We start from the raw sequence: 21529 nt of genomic DNA on the forward strand, positions 1-21529 counted from the left end.
TCGATAACCAATTAGCGGTTCACTTGATCAGGCGCTCGACCTGGGTTTGCACGCGCGGGCCGATAAGTAGGATCGCGGGGATGACGATCACGTAGCCAATGCCCCATGAACGCAGCCACGCGAGGGCGAATTTTTCAGAGAAACCCAAATTCAACGCGAGGATGACGAACGAGATGATCCCTGTCGTCACGACGCCCATCAAAAGCGCGAAGGCAATTTTTCGTTTCAGTTGTGTGCTCATTGAATTCTCCATGACTTAGACTTGTTGAAAGGACGGGCAGTGCCATCGATCACAGCATGACGAGTGGATTCACCTCCGGTTTCGGCGGTTGCCGAAACCGATGTCATAAATAGCGCTCGATAGCCGCATTAAGCTGGTGTGACGTATCCCGGGTATGTCAGAGCTCGCCAGTTATGTAACACATTGTAGGCAGCCAAGGCCGGGCGTCGGAGACAGCATGGCCTTGGCGCTGCGTAGTGCCCGGAATGCTTTTGGGCCGCTTGGTGCAATTCAAGCGAGGGAAGCTGCAGGGCGGGCCGCGAGGGCGCGCGATGCTAGGCGCTCATGAAAAATCCTATTGCATGAATCCTGCTAACCTACAGTTCGTGGATCATCCTGAAGTCCGCAAGGTGCACGCTTAACCCATGCTCTTGATGAGATACGATTTCGCCAGCAACACATAAAACTGGTCGACAAAACAATGGGCTCTTAGCGTCCGTTGGATGCAAGTTATTGTTAAAAGGGCTTACATTGCCTTCAAGGTCTAGAGCAGTATGTGCCTAGTCCTGATCCAACGGCGAACCTGAGTAGTTTGCCGCGCATCAGCTTCCGGCGGCTACGGCAGGTGTAAGGAGATGGGCGATAGCCTGCATCTTTTTAGGCGAGGTGAGCGGCGTCGAAATATGGAGCCGCTGGATCGTCTCGGCCGGATGCCCAATGCGATCAAATCCACCAATGGGTTGTGAAGGATTCCAATGATCGCCGTCAGTACGTCGCCGTTATTTTTCTCGACATTTCCGACGTCGCACTGCGGGTAACTTGCAGCCGGGTGGGGCGGTCAGACAGGAGCACGACGGGTCTGATGATGCCGCCGCCCTCTGTATCCGACCTCGAAATCAATGCTCGACTACCTTCTTCTCACAGCCGGTTCCTCGAGGCTTGAGGCTGCGGTTGTACTTGAGGACGAAGCCCACAAGTCCTGACGGTAAATGGGAGCGGCTGTTTCCGCAGTCGCTCCCTCTCCGGTTTCCGGTCTATCTACCCTTGAAGGCCAACGGCTGTGGCGACAGCGACCAAAGGCGATGGTTCCGGCGAGACCACGTCATAGACGCAAGGCGCTGCAAAGACGGCAAGCGCCAGCATGCCAACGATCAAGCGTTTCATCGTACACTCCATGGATTCTGAGACTGCTCAGGCAAGCTTCAGCTCGACCGAGATGTTGCCACGCGTGGCCAACGAATAGGGGCAGGTTTGGTGGGCTTCATCCGTCAGCGCCCGTGCGAGCTCCGGATCAAGGCCTGGCAGGCTGATGTTCAATCGTGCCTGCAGGTGGTAGGCGTCTCCGGTCATGCCGAGATCAACTTCCGCGTCGATTGCGGTCTCGGCCGGCAACCGGATCTTGCGCTTGGCTGCAGCCAGGCTCAGGGCGCCGATGAAGCAGGCGGACCAGCCGGCGGCAAAGAGCTGTTCGGGATTAGTACCGGGCTTGCCGCTACCGGGAGGCGACAGCTTGACGTCAAGCTGCGCATCGTCGCTTCTAGCCGAGCCGTCGCGACCGCCCGTGGTATGGGTCTTGCCGGTATAGAGGACCTTCTCGATCGTCGTCATGGAACACTCCTTCGTTCTGTCGCGTAGGGCGACGTTGTTGACCGGAGTGGTTTGCCGCCTTGACGTATCCGGCATGTTTTCGAAAAGGTCGGAATTGTGTCAGAGCGTAGGGGCTGCTGGAACAAGCTACCTTTTCATACAAATACCAACGAGACCCTTCTTCAAGGTAACGATATCTCCGCGGCAAGTCCCCCGCCCGGGCGGTTGTAGATTCGCACTGCACCGCCAACCGAGACGGCGAGTTGCTGAGCGATGGCCAGGCCAAGCCCTGTGCCCCCTGTGTTGCGATTGCGTGAGGTCTCAAGCCGGTAGAACGGCTGCATGGCCGCCTCCAGTTTATCATCCGGAATACCTGGCCCACGGTCTGTCACCGTAATGATGATATTTCCCTCACCCGTCCGTTCGACGCTGATCTCGGCAGCACCCGCAAACTTGAGGGCGTTGTCGATGAAGTTGGTCAGGATACGCCGCAACGCATGCGGTTTCGTCACGGCCGTGCCGTGGACGATGCCTGCAACCGTGACCGCCTTGCCGGTGTCCTGGTAATCGTAGGCAATGCTGTCGATGAAGGAAGCAAGATCGATACGAGATGTGTTTTCGCCATTGCCGTGCGAACTGCGCGCATAGGCGATACCGTCCTGCACCAGTCGCCCGATCTCGCGCAGATCGCTGATCAGCTTGTCCTTTTCGGGGCTATCGTCCGCCATATCGGCGCGCAGCCGCATGCGCGTGATCGGCGTCTGCAGGTCATGCGAGATCGCCGCGAGGATTTGCACCCGTTCTTCCAGGTAATGGGCGATACGGTCGCGCATGGCGTTGAAGGCGCGCGCCGCATTGGCGACCTCGCTCGGTCCACCTTCGTTCAATGGGGAACCTTTCTTGCTGGGATCGAGCGCATCGGCGGCGGCGGCGAGATCGCCAAGCGGACGAACTGCCTGACGCACGGCAAACCAGGTGCAGAAGATGAGCAGAACCATCTGTGCGGCAAAGACATAAGGCAGCCATTCGGCCAAGGGCATCACTCCGCGCGGCGTCACGTCGATCGTGAGTGGTGAACCGTCCGAAAGCGTCAGATGCCCCTGCAGCCGCTTTCCGTCACCTGGAATGGCTTCGACGCGGAGCGGGAACTTGTAGCCTGCCGCCTCCTCGATCCGGTCTGCAATCTCGGAACCACGGCCCGACAAATCCGGCACACCGGGAAGTCCCGGCCCCAGAACAAGGCGGTAGCTGCCACGGCTCAGGCGATCCAGCCATTCGGCCCGCTCGTTGGCGGGAAGCCGGTCAAGAACTGCGATCGACGTTGCCAGATCGCTTTCAAATGTCCCGAGCATGACTGCCTTGGCCGACATGTAGCGCTCTGCAAAAAGAATGCTGAAGGACAGGCCATAGGCAACCGCCAGTCCGGCAAACAGGATGACAAACAGCCGCGAGCGCAGCGTGCTTGGCCACCAGCCCGAATTGAACTTGCCGGCCTCATTCATGTCCTGGGCACCGAAATCTCGACCGGTACGGAGAACACATAGCCTTCGGCCCTGACCGTCTTGATGTAGGTCGGCTCGCGTGCGTCGTCGCCGAGCCGCTGGCGCAGACGGCTCACCAGGAGGTCGATCGAGCGGTCAAACAGTTCGGCATCGCGGCCTTGTGTGAGGTTCAGGATCTGGTCACGGTTCAGCACACGTTGGGGATGATCGATGAAAACCCGCAACAGCCGGTATTCAGCACCACTCAACGCAATCTCCGTCCCGTCCCTGTCAAGAAGATGCCGGCCCACAGTGTCGAGCCGCCAATCGCCGAACGTCAGCAGTTGCCCTGCCTCGCTGATCTGAAGGTTTGGCGGCAGCATTCGGGTGCGCCGCAGCACCGCCTTGATGCGGGCGAGAAGCTCGCGTGCCGCGAAGGGCTTAGGCAGATAGTCGTCCGCGCCCATTTCGAGCCCGATGATCCGGTCCATCTCGTCGTCTCGTGCTGTCAGCATGATGACCGGTGTCGCCTTATGCTTGCCAGCGCGAAGCTCCCGGCACAACACGAGGCCGTCATCGCCCGGCATCATCACATCGAGCACGATCAGATCGACTGTGTTGCCTTCGAGAAAGCTGCGCATTTGGCGGCCGTCGGCGGCAACCGCCGTCCGAAGACCATTCTTCGTCAGATAGCTCGATACCAATTCGCGAATTTCCCGGTCGTCATCGACGATAAGGATATGGTCGATATGCTCCATCTTTTGTCTTTCAAACAATATTACTGGCCATTTTGAAGCCGTTATTTGTGCGCGTCGGAAGCCGCGAGTAAAGGGGTTTCTCTCGGCAGCCTGACGGTTCAGAATGTCGCGACATCAAGGATGGCTTGGGCGAACGCCTGCGGCGCTTCCTGCGGCAAATTATGCCCGATACCACCCGTTACATTTCGATGCTCGTATTTTCCGGAAAACCTCTTCGCATAGGACGATGGCTGCGGATGCGGCGCGGCATTTTCATCGGCTTCCATGGTGATCGTTGGAACAGTGATGATCGGCCCCAACGCGAGCTGTTTCTCGTAGGCATCGTATTTCGCTTCGCCTTCGGCGAGACCAAGCCGCCAGCGATAATTATGAATGGTGATGTCCACGTGGTCCGGATTATCGAATGCGGCAGCCGAACGATCGAACGTCGCGTCGTCGAACTTCCATGTTGGCGAGGCCGTCTGCCAGATCAGCTTTGCAAACTCGTGCGTGTTGGCGGCATAGCCGAGCCGGCCGCGCTCGGTGGCGAAATAGAACTGGTACCACCAGGAGAGCTCTGCCTTCGGGGCTAAAGGCTTTTTGTTGATGTCCTGGCTGCCGATCAGATAGCCGCTGACGGAAACCATCGCCTTGCAGCGCTCGGGCCAGAGAGCTGCCATGATGTTGACGGTGCGCGCGCCCCAGTCATATCCGCCGAGGATCGCCTTTTCGATGCCGAGCGCATCCATGAAGGCGATCATATCAGCGGCCAGCGCCGCCTGTTGGCCGTTACGCGGCGTCTCGTCGACAAGGAAGCGCGTCGTACCGTACCCGCGCAGGTAGGGAATGATGACGCGGTAGCCTGCATCGGCCAGGATCGGTGCGACATCGACATAGCTGTAGATGTCGTATGGCCAGCCGTGAACCAGCAGGACGACGGGACCATCCCCTGGGCCGGCTTCTGCGTATCCGATATCCAGCACGCCTGCCTTGATCTGCTTCAGCGCTGCGAAGGAAGTGTGCGCTACCGCGTTGGCGGAACCCGACGTTGCGCCGGACGACTGGGCATTGGCTATCGAGGCCATGCCGAATTCGGCGGCAGCCACAGTCATCGCGGCGATACCGAAGAAGCGGCGGCGCTGGTGATTGAATTCAGGGGACATCGTTCTCTCCATCTCGATTGATCGTGATTGCAAGAAAGCCGGCCGGATGTATCCCCCACATGTTCCGTTAAGCCCGGAATTGAAAGCGGATGTAGCATCCGGCGCCCTCGATACAGTCTGATACAATCAGCCCTCCCGCTGGCCCGGGCTTCCGGGGATTTGTGTCACACTTCCATCGACCCGGCAGTTTGTTACACAGCGGTACACTTCTCATTGAAGCCGGACACATCCGGGATACGTCGCGCCGACCAGACTGGCTTCGTTGCTGGACGTGCCCATCGCCGTCCAGAACCCGACTAACCGGTTTCAAGGAAACGTAGATGACACTTCTCATCATTGCCTATCTCGGAGGGGCGCTGACCATATTTAGCCCGTGCATCCTTCCCATTCTTCCCTTCGTCTTTGCCCGGGCGGGACAACCCTTTATCCGAAGCACGCTGCCCATGCTGATCGGCATGAGTGTGACTTTCGCGCTGGTCGCGACGCTTGCAGCGGTCGGCGGAAGCTGGGTGATCCATGCCAATGAATACGGCCGCCTCGCCGCTATCCTGCTGCTTGCCGTCTTCGGGGTCAGCCTCTTGTCGCCACGCGCTGCGAGCATAATCACCCAGCCGGTCGTTGACTTTGGCAACAGGCTGCTGAATGCGTCGGGCAAACCCGGGTCCATATCGACTTCAACAAGCTCCTTCATACTCGGCGTGGCGACCGGGCTGCTCTGGGCTCCCTGCGCCGGGCCGATCCTCGGCATCGTGCTGACGGGTGCGGCACTAAATGGCGCCAGTCTCCAGACAACTTTTCTGCTCGTCGCCTATGCCGTAGGTGCCGCGACATCGCTGGCCATTGCCCTTCTTGTTGGGGGTAAAATCTTTGCCGGCATGAGGCGGTCGCTCGGCGTCAGCGAGCGTATTCGCCAGGTGCTGGGTGCCGCAGTTCTGGCCGGTGTAGCCGTCATTGCACTAGGCCTTGATACCGGCCTTTTGGCTCGACTTTCCTATACCAGTACATCATCTCTCGAACAGGCCGTGCTTGATCGACTGCACGAGAAGCCTGCAATCAAACCATCGTCCGAGTTCGCCAGCAATGGCATGATGTCTGCTGTCGTCGATACAACGCAGCCGTTTCGCAGCAATTTGCCAATCGAAGGCCCTGCACCTTCTTTGAATGGCGCCGTCGAATGGCTGAACTCGCCGCCGCTGCTGACGACGGAACAGCTGCGCGGCAAGGTCGTGCTGGTCGATTTCTGGACCTACTCCTGCATCAATTGTATCCGCACCGTGCCCTACGTCCGCGCCTGGGCTGAGAAGTACAAGGATCAGGGCCTGGTTGTGATCGGCGTGCATGCCCCGGAATTCGCATTCGAAAAGAAAGTCGAAAATGTCAAAAAGGCGGTCAACGATTTCAAGATCGGCTATCCGGTTGCGATCGACAACGACTACAAGATCTGGCGCGCCTTCGAAAACAGCTATTGGCCGGCACACTACCTGATCGATGCCAAGGGCCAGATCCGCTACCATCATTTCGGCGAAGGCAACTATCGCCAGACCGAGCAGGCAATCCAGGACCTTTTGCAAGAAGTCGGCAGCGAGATGGGCTCAACTGCGCCAGTGACGCCGGACGCCAAAGGTGCCGAGGCAAGCCCCGACCTCAAGAATGTCCGTTCTGGCGAAACCTATCTCGGCTACAAACGCGCCGCGAGCTTCGTCTCCCCGGAAGGCCTGCGTACTGACGCCGCCAATGCGTATTCCATCGACGAACCGGGCCTGAACGAATGGGGCCTCTCCGGAACATGGACAGTCGGCGCTGAACAGGCCGTGCTGGACCAGGCGGATGGCAGCATTGTCTACCGTTTCAGCGCCCGCGACCTGCATCTGGTCCTTGGACCCAGCGCCGCCGGCAAACCTATCCGCTTCCAGGTGACCATCGACGGTAGGGCTCCCGGAACCAGTCATGGCGCCGATACCGATGCCGACGGCTACGGCACGGTGACCTCAACAAAACTCTACCAGCTCGTCCGCCAGTCCGGCGACGTGGAGGAACGGACGTTCGAAATCCGTTTCCTCGATCCCGGCGTCGAAGCCTACGCCTTCACCTTCGGCTGAAACCTCATCTCCCTTGCCCAACCACCCACAAACGACAGGAGTCAAACCCATGAACCGTCACTACATCTCGACCCTCGCTCTCGCCTTTGCCACGAGCGTGATTGCCTTCGCAGCACAGGCCGCCGAAGTCAAAAATATCGTCATCGTCCATGGCGCACTTGCCGATGGTTCGGGCTGGCGCAAGGCATCGGATATCCTCGTCCAACGCGGCTTCAACGTCACGATCGTACAAGAGCCGATCACGTCGCTTGCCGACGATCTCGCAGCCACCAATCGCGTGCTCGACCTGCAGGACGGCCCGACGCTTCTCGTCGGTCACAGCTATGGCGGAATGGTGATCACCGAAGCTGGCCACAGCCCTGTTGTCGCGGGCCTCGTCTACGTCGCAGCTTTCCAGCCGGACAAGGGGGAAAGCCTGCTCAGCCTTGCTAGCTCCAGGCCAGCTGGCGGCATGAATATCTGCGAAACGAAGGACGGGAAATATCTCTATCTCGACCCCGCCGCGTTCGCCAACGACTTCTCTGCGGACCTACCGAAAGACGACGCGTCGTTTCTGGCAAGGTCGCAGGTCTTCGCTTCGAAGGAAGCCTTTTCCGCCAAGGTCGGGGATCCCGCTTGGAAGAAAAAGCGGAGCTGGTCAATTGTCGCTTCCGAGGACCGATCCATCAATCCCGAACTGGAACGCGAGATGGCGAAGCGGGCCGGCAGCGTGGTGACCGAGATCAAGGCAAGCCACGCCGTGTTCGCGTCGCAGCCCGAGAAGGTTGCCGACGTCATCGAAACGGCGGCGAAGGCACTGTAGTGCTGATCCGCAAAGGGGCGGCCCGAACAACAGGCCGCCTCACACTCCGCGGTGTCCATCCGCTTCAAGTCCCGCCGAATGATCGATGACCATGCGGCCCTCGACGCCACCTACGCGACGCCGCCTAGTCCGGGTGGCTGCGGCGACGAGTACACGTCCAGAGCGCCTTGCTCGGCAGCGCAGGGCGAACGGGCAAAACCGGGCCGCTGAACCCTGCCGGCTTTTCAAAGACGTCAAATCTCCATTCGACTATCCGGCATTTAACAGCTGACGGGCAGCGCTATTGTCTATGAGGCCTGCTCAGTGAGGTCAGCTCTGGCGGAGCCTATCTAAGGGTCCGGCAACACCGCATTGAAACCCGCTCGGATCGAAAGCGATCTGAGGGGGTGAACCAAACAAGGAGCCTAGTGCCGAGCGAACATACCTTGTGCCATACCCTTGGCGGGTCGGCTCGATAACCTTGGGGCCGTTAGTTTCAGTCCAATGCAGCGAGAACATTGGCGGGGAATGTCCTGAGATCGTCCAGGCAATATTGACGCTGCCATCTTTTTCAAGAAGCGCACCGTACTTGATGGCATTGGTGATCAGTTCATGGATACAAAGAGCAATCGTCGTCGCGGCGTTTCGGCTGACGGCGACGTCTGGTCCGCTTACATGAATACGGATTAGTCCGTTGCTGTTGTATGGTGACACAATCAGATCTGTGACAGACGACAGAGAAACCTCTTCACCGCCGGCTTCAAAGACCGCCGTGTGGACGCTGGCGAGTGCTTGCAACCGGCCGGTAAAATCCTTTGAAAGATCGTCAATGGTGGAAGCACCGCGGCGCGTCATTTGAAAAATCGACGTCACGCTGGCGAGAATATTCTTGATACGATGATTGAGCTCCAGACGCAGTTCGACCTCGCGATCGATGGCATCACGAACCTGTTTCTGTCGCAACCGCACAAGCAGGTTCGATTGAATGCTGTTGACCAGCTCTAATTGCGCAATCGGGCGCATATGAAATACGAGCCGTGCGCCCGGCCACTTGCGTTCGAGCTGGCTACGGATGCGAACAACAGGGGCCGCTCGCTCCAACAAAACCAGAACCGGCACTTCAGACCAGTCGGGCTGCGCTGCCAGATGTTTAGCGATTGCCGCTACGACCCCCGGGCTCAGAGCCTCGTGAGTAATGACGATGAGGCCTGGCGAGGAAGCCAGATGCGGAACCAAATCCTCGTCTGCCCTGACATGGTTGACTGCCACCTTTTGCTCACGCAGGAACGCCGCGATATAGTCTGCATCCTTGCGAAACGGAGCAAGGACGAGCACCCAATCCAGCGCGTTTCCGCTTGGCGCCTCATTCATTTGGGATCGGGAAGTGGGTTATAAGAAACGACACTGACCTTTCCGCTTTCGATCAGGAGCTCTTGGATGTTAAGGTCGTGCGGACCATGGCGTTTTTTGACCACGGTAATGTTCCGACGCAAGCGGCCTTCGTGTTCCATGATCCGCAACAGAAGAACGGTGTCTCCAAGAAAGCTGACATCGACATCGATACCGACATTCTGGCCGATCAGACCGTGCTGTGCAACGATCAGCATTGTCAGCACGCCCGAACGAGCGAGGAATTTGAGCAACGACTGTATATCGCGCACCGCTTTTTCGCGGTGCGGCAAGGAGTTCAGATATCCGGTCAGACTATCGATGACAACGACGCGGACCTTGTTCTGCGTGACGGCGTCCTGAACGATCTGGCCAAACTCACCCGGCGAGATTTCATTCGGATTGAAGTCACGCAAAATGAGCTTTCCGTCCTTGTGGAATTGCCTGAGTTGCATGCCCAAACCCTCGGAGCGGCGGAAGAATGTCTCCAGCCGCTCTTCAAACAGAAACAACGCGACACTCTCGCCGCGTTCGAGTGCGGCGGTCGCGTAGAGCGACGACATTGTAGACTTTCCGGTGCCCGACTGTCCGATCACCAGCGTCGTGGTTCCGGCCTCCTGGCCACCACCGAACATGTCGTCCAGTGCCGCGACGCCGGACTTGATCAATTCTGGCTTGATCGTTTCCGATACCATGTTGGGCATGATTCGGGGGAAAACGACGACGCCTTCTCCTTCGCGGATGGCCATGTCGTGGTAACCGTCGGCGACGGGAATGCCACGCATTTTGGACACCTCGACACGACGGCGGACGCCGCCATACTCTTCCAACGCTTTGTCGAAGCGGATGACGCCGTGGGCCAAACCTTCAACCTCCTCGCCGCTACGGTCATAGGCAGGTGTTTGCGTGTCTAGCAAAAGTGCAACAACGCTGCGTTTTGCCAGAAAGGACTTGAAGCCGATCAACTCGCGGCGAAACCGCGGAGAATCACCGGTGATCAAACGGATCTCCAGAAGCGAGTCGTAGACTAGGCGACGCGGCTTGTGTTCTTCGATTGCGGCCTCGATCGCCTTACGCGTCTCGTCGAGCCGAAGGTCTGCCGTGAGGAATATGCTCTGGTCGTCGGCCTCGCTGACCGTGCCGGATGTCGCCAGCTCTTCGACACGAATACCGTCCAGCGTCCAGCCATGCGAAACAGCGATTGCTTCAAGCTCGGCTTTCGTCTGCGACAGCGTCACATAAATGCAGCTTTCGCCTGCCTCCACGCCTGCGCGAAGAAACTGCAGCGCGGCGGTCGTTTTTCCTGAGCCCGGCGCCCCCTGCAACATGTAGAGATTGGATGCCGGCAGGCCGCCTCGCAGGATCTCATTCAGTCCTGTAATGCCGGTGCTGGCGACAGCGGGGATTTTCCGTTTTGGCATGTCTCATCTTCCAAAAAGTCGTTTGCGTATTCCCGAAAGAATTCGCGCATCATCGATGATAAATGCCCCGCTGTTATATTTGGGTTTTTAAAAACATCAATGACTACGCGTGGCGCTTGCGGACGTTGGCGCTCGGTGGGGCATGATGGAGAGAGGACGGGCAGTTATAGTTCTGTTTCTGAAGATGTTCAGCATCACATGGCGACAGTTCTCACGCCGGACAACGTTGCCGCCGTGCGTTTTTCTGCAGCGCCCCTCCCCCGCTTGAACATATTTCTCCACGCGCTACATGGCGCGGGGCAAGTTGCTGATGGCAATAGTAGTAATGAAAATAATCGTGCGTTTGCGATCGACGGGGTTGCGCTTTCGTATGACGACCTGCCCAATATCAACATGTTCCTCCAATACTGACCGAGACCATTCATGAAGCAGACTAAAACACCCGACGCTTCCAATCGAGAGTTGGGTCTGGATCCGATTGTCGCGTTCAGCCTGATGGGTGCTATCGCCTTCTTCCTGATCAGCGGGGCAGTTGCTTACCTCAATCTCCAGAGCCTGCGGGAAAACAACGCGAAGGTCGTCCATTCCCACGATGTCATTGTCGCGTTGGATGAGTTGCTATCGAAAACTCAGGATGCCGAGACGGGACAACGGGGATTTTTGCTGACAAACAACGAGCGATACCTCGAACCCTACAATTCTGCATTGGTTGCGATCCCGCAAAAACTCAATGAAATTATTGAACTGACGCGGGACAACACCGCACAACAACGGAGGCTGGGAACGCTTCAAACCCATGTGCAGGCCAAGCTCGCCGAACTCGAGGAGACGATCAATCTTCGCCGGACCCAGAGCATTGAGGCTGCGGTCGCGGTGGTCAATTCAGACCGCGGCAAGGGCGAAATGGATGCGATTCGCGCACAACTTGCCGCTATGGGCAAGGAAGAGGCCGATTTGCGCGCGCAACGTCTTGCAGAAATGAACAGCGCCTACAGCACTGCATTCGCAAGCAGCTTTCTCTCTGGCCTCCTTGGCATTCTCCTGACGGCCGCGATCGGAGTTCTGATCCGAAGGACAACACTCGCTCGTCGGCGCGAGGAATGGCTCCAGTCCGGGCATGTCGGGTTAGGTTCGGCGATCATAGGCGATAAACGAACCGACCAGCTTGGCGACAGCATACTTGAGTTTTTGGCGCGATACACCGGGGCGATCGCCGGTGCAGTTTTCGTTGAAGATCAAGGCGTGTACCGCCGGGCGTCGACATATGGGGTTTCGCAGATTTCGACCGTCCCGGCACAATTCAAGTTGCGAGAGGGCCTACTTGGACAATCTGCTGTCGAGGCGCGGCAAGTTGTCGTCAGCGAGGTTCCCGATGGTTACATCACGTTTGGATCGGCACTTGGACAGGACAGGCCGCGCCACCTGATCATCTCTCCTGCCAGTGTGGACGGTAACGTCAATACGGTCATCGAACTCGGCTTCTTGCGTTCTGTCGATGAAAGCGTTCTCGCCCTCCTGGGCCAAGTTTCTTCGTCGATCGGGACAGCGATACGCTCCGCAAACTATCGCGTGGAGCTTCAGAACCTGGTCGAGGAAACACAGCGGCAATCCGAAGAGCTACAGGTCCAGAGCGAAGAGCTGCGTGTCTCGAACGAAGAGCTGGAGGAACAAAGCCGGGCATTGAAGGAGTCTCAAGCGCGTCTCGAGCAGCAACAGGTAGAACTGGAGCAGACAAACTCGCAGCTTGAGGAGCAAACCCAGCAGCTGGAAGGGCAACGCGATAACCTGGAGCGCGCGAACGCTTCTGTTCAACTCAAGGCTAGAGAACTCGAACAGGCGAGCCAGTACAAGTCGGACTTCCTCGCCAATATGTCCCATGAGTTAAGGACGCCGCTTAACTCGTCCCTCATCCTTGCCAAACTTTTGGCGGACAATCCCGACGACAACTTGACGGCGGAGCAGGTCAAATATGCTCAAACCATTCAGTCGTCGGGCAATGACCTGTTGAATTTGATCAACGACATTCTTGATCTTTCGAAGATTGAGGCGGGCCATGTCGATATCCGGCCGGAAGCCATTTCTGTTGAGCGGTTGTGCAATAACCTCAGGCAGCTTTTCATTCCGGTCGCTGAAAACAAGCGACTTAAGTTTGACATCGACGTAGCGGCGGAATGCCCTGCCATCATCGAGACCGATCTGCAGCGGCTCGAACAGGTTTTGAAGAACTTGCTGTCGAACGCCTTCAAGTTTACTGAGGCCGGGACGGTCGGGCTATCCATCCGGAGAGCTGCTGACGGGCAAATCGCATTTGCTGTTTCAGACACGGGCATAGGGATACACGAGGAACAACAGCGCAGTATTTTTGAGGCATTCCACCAGGCGGACGGCACGATCAGCCGCAAATACGGCGGCACTGGCCTTGGCCTCTCGATTTCGCGAGAACTGGTTCGCTTGCTTGGCGGCGCGATCCACCTCAGCAGCCGTCAGGGCCAAGGTAGCACCTTCACGATCACAATCCCGCAATCATACAACCCCGCCACCGTCGCGCCGCGCAATGGCGGAAGCAGCGTTTTGGCTTTGCCGGCTGTTCCGCCTCAGGCAGAACACCACGTTGTATCGGTCGAGCGGCGCAGTTTGGTTGAGGATGACCGTGCCGCGCCTTCTGACGAAAAACGCATCCTGCTTGTTGTCGAAGACGATGAAACGTTTGCAGCAATCCTTCGCGACCTGTCCCGCGAAATGGGTTTCAGAACATTGGTCGCGGGAACAGCACATGAGGCCCTTGACCTCGCAACGCAGTTCATGCCGAGCGCGATCGTTCTGGATGTTGGGCTTCCGGACCAGTCCGGCCTTTCTGTGCTCGACAGGCTGAAACGTGACGTCCGCACGCGCCACATTCCCATACACATCGTCTCCGCCGACGATCACGCCGAAACAGCATTTTCTCTCGGCGCGGTTGGCTATATGCTCAAGCCTGTGAAGCGCGAGCAACTGACCGAGGTTTTGCAAAAGCTCGAAGCGAAGCTGTCGCAGCGCGTTCACCGGGTTCTGGTCGTCGAGGACAACGAAATCCAACGCGATGCTGTGGCAAAGCTCTTGAGCTCCCACGACGTCCAGACAGTTGTCGCCGGCACGGCTGCGGAATGCCTGACGCTTCTCAAGGAGCAGACTTTCGACTGCATGGTGCTGGATCTTTCCTTGCCGGACGCGTCGGGCTATTCGCTACTGGAGACGTTGAGCAAAGAGAGTGCTTACGCTTTCCCGCCGGTCATCGTCTATACGGGCCGCGTACTCTCGGCCGATGATGAACAAAAGCTGCGGCGCTATTCCAAGTCGATCATTATCAAGGGCGCGAAATCTCCGGAGCGTCTTCTTGACGAGGTTACCCTGTTCCTCCATCAGGTTGTCGCCGAACTACCAGACGAACAGCAGAAGATGATCCGCAAGGCGAGAAACAGAGACTCCCTCCTCGAAGGGCGCCGCATTCTTGTGGTCGAGGACGATGTCAGAAACGTCTACGCGCTTACCAATATCCTTGAACCTCGCGGCGCGATTATCGAGATCGCAAGGAACGGTCAAGAGGCACTGGACGCGCTCGCAAACGCAAGGCAGCAAGGCTCCGCGATCGATCTCGTCCTCATGGATGTTATGATGCCGGTCATGGACGGACTAACCGCCACACGCGAGATTCGAAAGAACACCGATTGGAAAAAGCTACCTGTTATTGCCCTGACAGCCAAAGCCATGCCTGACGACCAGAAGAGATGTATCGATGCTGGCGCTAACGACTACATGGCCAAACCGCTGGACGTCGAAAAACTCCTGTCGCTTGTTCGTGTCTGGATGCCCCGGTGAAGGAGATCTCAACTCCTGAAAAGATAGAGGACATTGAAATCCGGCTTTTGCTGGAAGCGCTGTATGTCCGCTATCACTATGACTTCCGCAATTATGCGATGGCTTCGATCAAGCGGCGCCTCAGGCAGGCCCGCGAACAATTGGGATTCGCGACCATTTCTGCGCTACAGGAAAGAATGTTGCATGACGAGCAAATGCTCCCCCGGCTGTTGGGATACCTGACAATACAGGTCAGCGAGATGTTCCGGGATCCAAGCTATTTCCAAGCCATTCGGGAACAGGTGGTCCCACATCTGCGCACTTATCCTTCGTTAAAAATTTGGATTGCTGGATGCAGTGGTGGCGAGGAGGTTTACTCAATGGTTATTCTGTTCCGCGAGGAAGGTCTTGAGAGCCGTACCATCTTTTATGCCACAGACATCAGTCAGGAAGCGCTCCACACTGCCGAAGCGGGGGTCTATTCACTCGACCGCATCCAACTATTTACGGAAAACCATCGGAAATCCGGTGGAAAGTCATCATTGTCCGACTACTACAGTGCCGCTTACGGGAGGGCGTCGTTTGACAAGACATTGCGTCAGAATGTGGTGTTCTCCGACCACAGTCTGGTGACCGACGCAGTTTTTGGCGAAATGCACCTTGTGTCCTGCCGTAACGTATTGATCTATTTCGACCGGCCACTCCAAGATCGTGCAATCGGTCTGTTCAAGCATTCGCTCGCAAGGAAGGGTTTTCTGGGCTTGGGTGCCAAGGAAAGCCTGCGATTTTCTGATCATTCAGGATCCTTCAAGGATTTCGTCCGTGAGGAAAAAATCTATCAGAGGGCGGGCGAATGACCGAAGGGCGAGCCCAGGCCGTTGTAATTGGGGCCTCAGCAGGCGCGCTGGAGGCTTTGTCCGTGATCCTCCCCGGCCTGCCCGCGAGCTTCGATCTTCCAATCATCGTGGTTGTGCATATTCCGCCCGATAAACGCAGCGTCCTGGCAGAACTCCTCCAGGCAAAATGCAAAATTCTTGTTCTAGAGGCCGACGACAAGGAACCGATCTGTGGTGGCACTGCGTACTTCGCACCGCCAAATTATCATTTGCTCGTCGAAGCTAACAGAAGCCTTTCTTTGTCCAGTGACGAGGCCGTTCTCTTTTCGCGCCCTTCTATCGACGTCATGTTTGAAAGTGCGGCAGATGCCTATGGGGCTGGCCTGATTGCCATTGTTTTGACGGGTGCCAACCAGGACGGCGCTTCCGGCCTGCGTGCCGTCGTTAACGCAGGCGGAACGGCAATTGTTCAAACGCCGAAGGGCGCGTTTGCGTCCGCGATGCCGGAGGCGGCGATAAAGATGTGCCCCACCGCCCACATTATGTCGCTTGATGCCATCCTATCATTTTTGCATGAGGTTTAACCCGAAGATGAAGTCCGTATCCTTTCTCCTAGTCGACGATCTTGAGGAAAATCTCCTGTCGCTTGAAGCGCTGTTACGGCGCGAGGGTCTTGTTCTACTAAAGGCACGTTCCGGAGATCAGGCGCTTGAGTTGCTTCTTCAAAACGATGTAGCTCTGGCCCTTGTCGACGTTCAAATGCCGGGGCTGAATGGTTTCGAGCTCGCTGAACTGATGCGCGGAAACGAACGAACGCGACGTGTTCCGATCATCTTCGTTACAGCTGGCAGTACCGATGGCCAACGGCGGTTTCGCGGCTATGAGGCCGGTGCTGTTGATTTTATCCAGAAGCCGATTGAGCCTGACATTTTGCGGAGTAAGGCCGATGTGTTTTTCGAGCTTTACCGGCAGCGCCAGCAAATCTCAGCTCAACGCGATGAGTTGGAAGCTCAAGCGGAGGCGTTGAAGCAGGCCGACCGCCGCAAGGATGAGTTCCTGGCAACCCTAGCGCACGAATTGCGAAATCCGCTCGCGCCTTTGCGCCACGGATTGGATCTCCTGCGCAGAGATCCCAATGGGCAAGGCGCTGGCGATATTCGCGATATGATGGATCGCCAGATGTTGCATCTCGTGCGGTTGATTGACGACTTGTTGGACGTCTCGCGTGTCAGTCAAGGAAAAATCGAACTTCGCAAGGGTCTGATCGCGGTTGAGGATGTCGTGCGATCGGCCATCGAGGCCAGCCGTCCCCTGATCGATGCGGCGCAGCATTCGCTTACCGTCCATATCCCCCCACAGCGGTTGTGGCTTGACGCCGATCATACGCGTCTTTCACAAGTGGTCGCTAACCTTCTCAATAATGCCACTAAATACACACCAACCGGCGGCCGGATTGGCGTATCGGTTCAAGCTACTGGAGGGGAGGTCGTCATTGAAGTTTCTGATAACGGCATCGGAATACCTGCCGAAATGCGATCGGAAGTGTTCCAACTGTTTACTCAGGTCGAGGATCACCTGGATCGAGCCCAGGGTGGCCTGGGAATCGGTCTTTCTCTGGTCAAACAACTTGTTAGCCTGCATGGCGGAACCGTTGAAGCAAGAGGCCGCGATAATAGCAGCGGCAGCGTCTTCAGCATCCGCTTGCCACTGTCGGTAAACCCGGGAACGGAAGCCACTTCTTCACAGGCTCCGTTAAACCCTTCATCATCAGGTGCTCGCAAGGTCCTGGTCGTCGATGATAACAGAGAGCTCGCCTTCATGCTCGGCCTGATGCTTGAAGAAATGGGACATGATTTCGAGATTGCACACGATGGGCCAATGGCCCTTCAAGCCGCACAGCGATATAGACCCGATGTCATCCTACTTGATATCGGCTTACCCGGCATGGACGGCTATGAGGTTTGCCGCGCGTTTCGCAAGGATGAGCTGTTCAAGACGACGTCGATCATCGCCCAGACGGGTTGGGGTCAAAGCCGGGACAAAGCATTAGCTGGCGAAGCGGGGTTTAACCATCATCTGACGAAGCCCGTGGCATTCGAGGATCTTGAAAAACTCCTCTCCAACGCTGCGACGGAGTCGGCGCAAGGCGAGAGCGTACCATAGAATTTGGCGGCGGATACGCTGGCAGGGACTCGGATGCCTCACGGGCCGTATACCCAAACTCCGCTTTGACGATGTAAGCGAACGCGCAAGCATTTCTTCAGCCGTCAGCCGAGCCTATTTATTAATCAATCTGCATTGTGCCACTTTTTTAGACCAATCAATATTGCGCAATCTGCAGCACTGCGGCATGAATGAGCGATGACCTATCTGGATCTCACCATTCTTGTGATCGACGAGAACACAATTCGCGCCTCGATCATTGAGGAAGGATTGCGAGAGGCCGGGCATGCGAAGGTCACTGTCGTTCACGAAGTGCACGGTATTGCCCGCATCATCGAGACGCTGCAACCGGATGTGATCTTCATCGATCTCGAAAATCCCAATCGCGACATGATGGAGCACCTGTTCCAGCTGACCCGGACGGTCGGCCGGCCGATCGCCATGTTCGTTGACCGATCGGACACAGCATCGATCGAGGCAGCGGTCGACGCCGGCGTGTCCGCCTATATCGTCGACGGCTTGAAGAAAGAGCGCGTCAAACCGATCCTCCACATGGCCGTCAGCCGGTTTAACGCCTTTTCGAGGCTACAACGGGAACTGGCCGACGCCAAGTCGGCGCTGGAGGAGCGCAAAATTGTCGAACGCGCAAAGGGCATCCTAATGAAGATGCGCGGCATTTCAGAAGAGCAGGCCTTTGCCTTGCTGCGCCAGACGGCCATGAACGAAAAGAAGAAGATGTCGGACATCGCGCAGAGTGTCGTCACTGCGGCCGGGTTGCTGACGTCATGAGCAGGCACCAGTCGGACATTTTTCGGTGGGAGGCATTGGAGTGAATATGGTCACGAAAACCACGCGTACGGCCAATGCTCCGCGCGGCGGCGACAGCCGACTTGCCGCGCCCGCAGGATTGGCTGGCGAAGGCTCGCGAACACTGCGTGCCGGCTTCATTCCGCTCGTCGATGCGTCCGTGCTGATTGCAGCCGCCGAATTCGGCTTCGCGCGGAAGGAAGGTATCGTCCTCGATCTGGTCAAGGATGTCTCCTGGGCCAATGTGCGCGACCGGCTTGCTTTCCGCCAATTTGACATTGCCCACATGCTGTCGCCCATGCCGGTTGCCTCGATGCTGGGCCTGGGCTCCAATCCGTCGCCGACGATAACGCCGTTTTCTCTCGGCGGCGGCGGCAATGCCATCACACTGTCGACGCGTCTCTACGCCCGCATGCGGCAAGAGGCGTCCTTGACCGAAACGGAGAGCGCGCTGGAAAACGCACAGGCACTGGCAAAGGTCATCCTCGGGATGAAAGCACGCGGCGAGCCGTTGCCGACACTTGGCGTCACATATCCCTTTTCCTCGCACAACTACGAATTCCGCTTCTGGCTGGCAGCCGGCGGCATCGATCCGGACCGCGACGTCAAGCTGGTCGTCGTGCCGCCGCCGATGACGGCCGACGCGCTCGCTGCTGGCGCCATCGACGGCTTCTGCGTCGGCGCGCCGTGGAACATGGTCGCCTCAGAACGCGGCGTCGGCCGCATCGTCGCCGCCAAGCAGGATATCTGGCCATCCGCTCCGGAAAAGGTGATCGGCATGCGGCCGGAATGGGCCGAAACGCATCCGGAAACCGTCTCCCGACTGATCGTCGCGCTGGATGCAGCCGCCCGCTGGTGCGACCGCCCGGAAAATCATGATGCATTATCGGAGGCGTTGGCGGATACCCGTTACCTCGCGGCTCCCGTCGATATCATTCGTCGCGTGCTGGCCGGCGAATTCAATCTCGACGATCAAGGCAATCGACGCATCATCGATGGCTATTTCAAGTTTCATGACGGCTTTGCCAACTATCCGCGTCCGAGCCAGGCGCTGTGGATCTACAGCCAGATGATCCGCTGGGGCCAGGCCAATCTTTCGTCTACCGGCATGGCGGCGGCGGCGGCCGCCTATCGGCCCGATATCTATCGCCTGGCGCTTGGAGCGGACGCAGCACCTCTGCTGGATGACGATATTCGCGTCGAAGGCGCCGTCGATGGCGACCGGTTCATGGACGGGCACGTTTTCGATCCGGCCCGGATCGCAGACTATATCGCCGGATTTGCCGTCAAAAGCGTTATGCGCAGCGGGTCGCGCGCCGAGGAAAACTGACGGCGGCGAATTTTGCATTGCACAAAATTTCCCACCGGGATGGGAGAGCGCCAAAGCAGACGCTGAAATTTTTTGCACATGCAGGACATGATCAAAATTTACGCGCGACCCCGCGATCGATGAATAAACGTTCAATTTCAAAAGGCTAACACTTTCCATAGAAACTGGCACAGGCTTTGCTTAGTATAATTCGCTGCGGTCAATGGCGATCGCAGTAAGCCGAGCCCAAGACAGGCGCTCGCAAAGACATCGACGTCGCAAGGGTTTTGCAGTCCGGGATTCTTAATTCCCGAAGACGCAAATCTCCGAGCGGCGTTTTTTATTGACCAAAATTCCAACCGGCCACTGTTTAAGGGAACCTGTTCATGACGATGACTTTGAGCAACGGCATCACCCGTCGCAACCTTCTCAAGACGACCACGACCGCAGCACTCTTCGCCGCCGTCAAGACGGCTTTTCCTTCCGGCGCCTTTGCCGCCACGGCCGGCCCGGAAGTGACCGGTGTAAAACTCGGCTACATCGCGCTAACAGATTCGGCGGCGCTGATCATCGCCAAGGAAAAGGGCTTTTTCGAAAAGCACGGACTGCCGGATGTCGAAGTTGCCAAGCAGGCATCCTGGGGTGCGACCCGCGACAACCTCGTGCTCGGCGGCGCAGCCAACGGCATCGATGGCGCCCATATTCTCTCGCCGATGCCCTACTTGATGCACACCGGCAAGGTGACTCAGAACAATGTTCCGGTTCCCATGGCGATCCTCGCACGCCTGAACTGTGACAGCCAGGCGATTTCCGTCGCCAAGGAATATGCCGACACCGGCGTCCAACTCGACGCAACCAAGCTAAAGGCCGCCTTTGAAAAAAAGAAAGCCGATGGCGGCGAAGTGAAGGTCGCGATGACCTTCCCAGGCGGCACGCACGATCTGTGGATCCGCTATTGGCTGGCCGCCGGCGGCATCGACCCAGACAAAGATGTCTCCACCATTGTCGTACCCCCACCCCAGATGGTCGCCAACATGAAGGTCGGCAACATGGATGCCTTCTGTGTCGGCGAACCCTGGAACGAGCAGCTCGTCAATCAGGGCATCGGCTTTACAGCAGCTTCGACGGGCGAGCTGTGGAAGGGGCATCCGGAAAAGGCCCTCGGAATGCGCGCCGACTGGGTGGAGAAGAACCCGAACGCCGCCAAGGCGTTGATGATGGCCGTCATGGAAGCCCAGCAATGGTGCGAAAGCATGGGCAACAAGGACGAGATGGCGGCGATCGTCGGCAAGCGCCAATGGTTCAACGTTCCGGTGAAAGACATCATCGGCCGGCTGAAGGGCGACATCAACTACGGCAATGGTCGGGTGGTGCACGGCACCGACCTCTACATGAAGTTCTGGGCGAACGGTGCATCCTACCCGTTCAAGAGCCACGACACCTGGTTCATGGCCGAGAACATCCGTTGGGGCAAACTGGCGCCCGATACCGACATCAAGGCGCTGGTCAATCAGGTGAACCGCGAAGACATCTGGCGTGCCGCCGCCGCCGATCTGGGCGTGGCCACCGCCGACATCCCGGCCACGACCTCCCGCGGCAAGGAAACCTTTTTCGACGGCAAGGTCTTCGATCCGGAAACTCCGGCTGCCTATCTCGATAGCCTGTCGATCAAGGCGACGTCCTGATCAAAACAATCCCGGCA

At 57.6% G+C, this 21529-nt stretch carries 18 protein-coding genes; 10 read left to right on the forward strand and 8 right to left on the reverse strand.

Features of this window, described 5'->3' with window-relative positions:
- Nucleotides 1-19 precede the first annotated feature (19 nt).
- From ACP7BS_RS09485 to ACP7BS_RS09510, 6 genes are all read right to left on the reverse strand, one after another.
- The gene (locus tag ACP7BS_RS09485) at nt 20-241 is read right to left on the reverse strand and encodes a DUF2798 domain-containing protein (protein WP_426230452.1); all 222 of its coding nucleotides are present in this window, start codon (nt 239-241) and stop codon (nt 20-22) included.
- A gap of 1017 nt (nt 242-1258) precedes the next feature.
- Nucleotides 1259-1384, reverse strand: a complete 126-nt coding sequence (locus ACP7BS_RS09490) for a hypothetical protein (protein ID WP_426230453.1) — start codon at nt 1382-1384, stop codon at nt 1259-1261.
- A 27-nt stretch (nt 1385-1411) separates the two neighbouring features.
- Complete coding sequence (locus tag ACP7BS_RS09495; protein ID WP_426230454.1) at nt 1412-1828, reverse strand: organic hydroperoxide resistance protein; 417 nt, start codon at nt 1826-1828, stop codon at nt 1412-1414.
- Nucleotides 1829-1989: 161 nt separating this feature from the next.
- Nucleotides 1990-3309, reverse strand: coding sequence for a sensor histidine kinase (locus ACP7BS_RS09500; RefSeq protein WP_426237790.1), 1320 nt, complete (start codon nt 3307-3309; stop codon nt 1990-1992).
- Nucleotides 3306-4046 (reverse strand): response regulator, encoded by a 741-nt coding sequence (locus tag ACP7BS_RS09505; protein ID WP_426230456.1) that lies wholly within the window; start codon nt 4044-4046, stop codon nt 3306-3308. Before ACP7BS_RS09505 ends, ACP7BS_RS09500 begins: the two co-directional genes overlap by 4 nt.
- A gap of 98 nt (nt 4047-4144) precedes the next feature.
- Complete coding sequence (locus ACP7BS_RS09510; protein ID WP_426230457.1) at nt 4145-5188, reverse strand: alpha/beta fold hydrolase; 1044 nt, start codon at nt 5186-5188, stop codon at nt 4145-4147.
- 320 nt (nt 5189-5508) lie between these two features.
- Here ACP7BS_RS09510 and ACP7BS_RS09515 point away from each other — a divergent pair, with 320 nt between their 5' ends.
- Both ACP7BS_RS09515 and ACP7BS_RS09520 read left to right on the forward strand, forming a co-directional pair.
- On the forward strand, nt 5509-7287 hold the full coding sequence (locus ACP7BS_RS09515) for a cytochrome c biogenesis protein DipZ (RefSeq protein ID WP_426237792.1): 1779 nt from the start codon (nt 5509-5511) through the stop codon (nt 7285-7287).
- Nucleotides 7288-7336: 49 nt separating this feature from the next.
- The gene (locus tag ACP7BS_RS09520) at nt 7337-8089 is read left to right on the forward strand and encodes an alpha/beta hydrolase (protein WP_426237794.1); all 753 of its coding nucleotides are present in this window, start codon (nt 7337-7339) and stop codon (nt 8087-8089) included.
- Nucleotides 8090-8398: 309 nt separating this feature from the next.
- Here the strand turns inward: ACP7BS_RS09520 and ACP7BS_RS09525 are convergent, their stop codons facing one another.
- Both ACP7BS_RS09525 and ACP7BS_RS09530 read right to left on the reverse strand, forming a co-directional pair.
- Nucleotides 8399-9439, reverse strand: coding sequence for a sensor histidine kinase (locus ACP7BS_RS09525; RefSeq protein ID WP_426237796.1), 1041 nt, complete (start codon nt 9437-9439; stop codon nt 8399-8401).
- Nucleotides 9436-10878, reverse strand: a complete 1443-nt coding sequence (locus ACP7BS_RS09530) for an ATPase domain-containing protein (protein ID WP_426237797.1) — start codon at nt 10876-10878, stop codon at nt 9436-9438. The genes ACP7BS_RS09525 and ACP7BS_RS09530 overlap by 4 nt, the downstream gene beginning before the upstream one ends.
- 198 nt (nt 10879-11076) lie before the next feature.
- On the opposite strand from ACP7BS_RS09530, the gene ACP7BS_RS09535 reads away from it, so the two are divergent.
- From ACP7BS_RS09535 to ACP7BS_RS09570, 8 genes are all read left to right on the forward strand, one after another.
- Entirely contained in the window at nt 11077-11289 is a 213-nt protein-coding gene (locus ACP7BS_RS09535) for a hypothetical protein (protein WP_426237799.1), read from the forward strand.
- A gap of 12 nt (nt 11290-11301) precedes the next feature.
- Nucleotides 11302-14733 (forward strand): response regulator, encoded by a 3432-nt coding sequence (locus ACP7BS_RS09540; protein ID WP_426237801.1) that lies wholly within the window; start codon nt 11302-11304, stop codon nt 14731-14733.
- Nucleotides 14730-15569, forward strand: a complete 840-nt coding sequence (locus tag ACP7BS_RS09545; protein WP_426237803.1) for a CheR family methyltransferase — start codon at nt 14730-14732, stop codon at nt 15567-15569. The genes ACP7BS_RS09540 and ACP7BS_RS09545 overlap by 4 nt, the downstream gene beginning before the upstream one ends.
- Nucleotides 15566-16132 (forward strand): chemotaxis protein CheB, encoded by a 567-nt coding sequence (locus ACP7BS_RS09550; protein ID WP_426237804.1) that lies wholly within the window; start codon nt 15566-15568, stop codon nt 16130-16132. Before ACP7BS_RS09545 ends, ACP7BS_RS09550 begins: the two co-directional genes overlap by 4 nt.
- A gap of 7 nt (nt 16133-16139) precedes the next feature.
- On the forward strand, nt 16140-17711 hold the full coding sequence (locus ACP7BS_RS09555; RefSeq protein WP_426237806.1) for a response regulator: 1572 nt from the start codon (nt 16140-16142) through the stop codon (nt 17709-17711).
- A 198-nt stretch (nt 17712-17909) separates the two neighbouring features.
- Nucleotides 17910-18500 (forward strand): ANTAR domain-containing response regulator, encoded by a 591-nt coding sequence (locus ACP7BS_RS09560; RefSeq protein WP_426230467.1) that lies wholly within the window; start codon nt 17910-17912, stop codon nt 18498-18500.
- 46 nt (nt 18501-18546) lie between these two features.
- Nucleotides 18547-19848 (forward strand): CmpA/NrtA family ABC transporter substrate-binding protein, encoded by a 1302-nt coding sequence (locus ACP7BS_RS09565; protein ID WP_426237808.1) that lies wholly within the window; start codon nt 18547-18549, stop codon nt 19846-19848.
- Nucleotides 19849-20213: 365 nt separating this feature from the next.
- Nucleotides 20214-21512 (forward strand): CmpA/NrtA family ABC transporter substrate-binding protein, encoded by a 1299-nt coding sequence (locus ACP7BS_RS09570; protein WP_426237810.1) that lies wholly within the window; start codon nt 20214-20216, stop codon nt 21510-21512.
- Nucleotides 21513-21529 lie beyond the last annotated feature (17 nt).

This window comes from Pararhizobium sp. DWP1-1-3, from assembly GCF_049896125.1.
In the GTDB taxonomy this organism is placed as follows: domain Bacteria; phylum Pseudomonadota; class Alphaproteobacteria; order Rhizobiales; family Rhizobiaceae; genus Pararhizobium.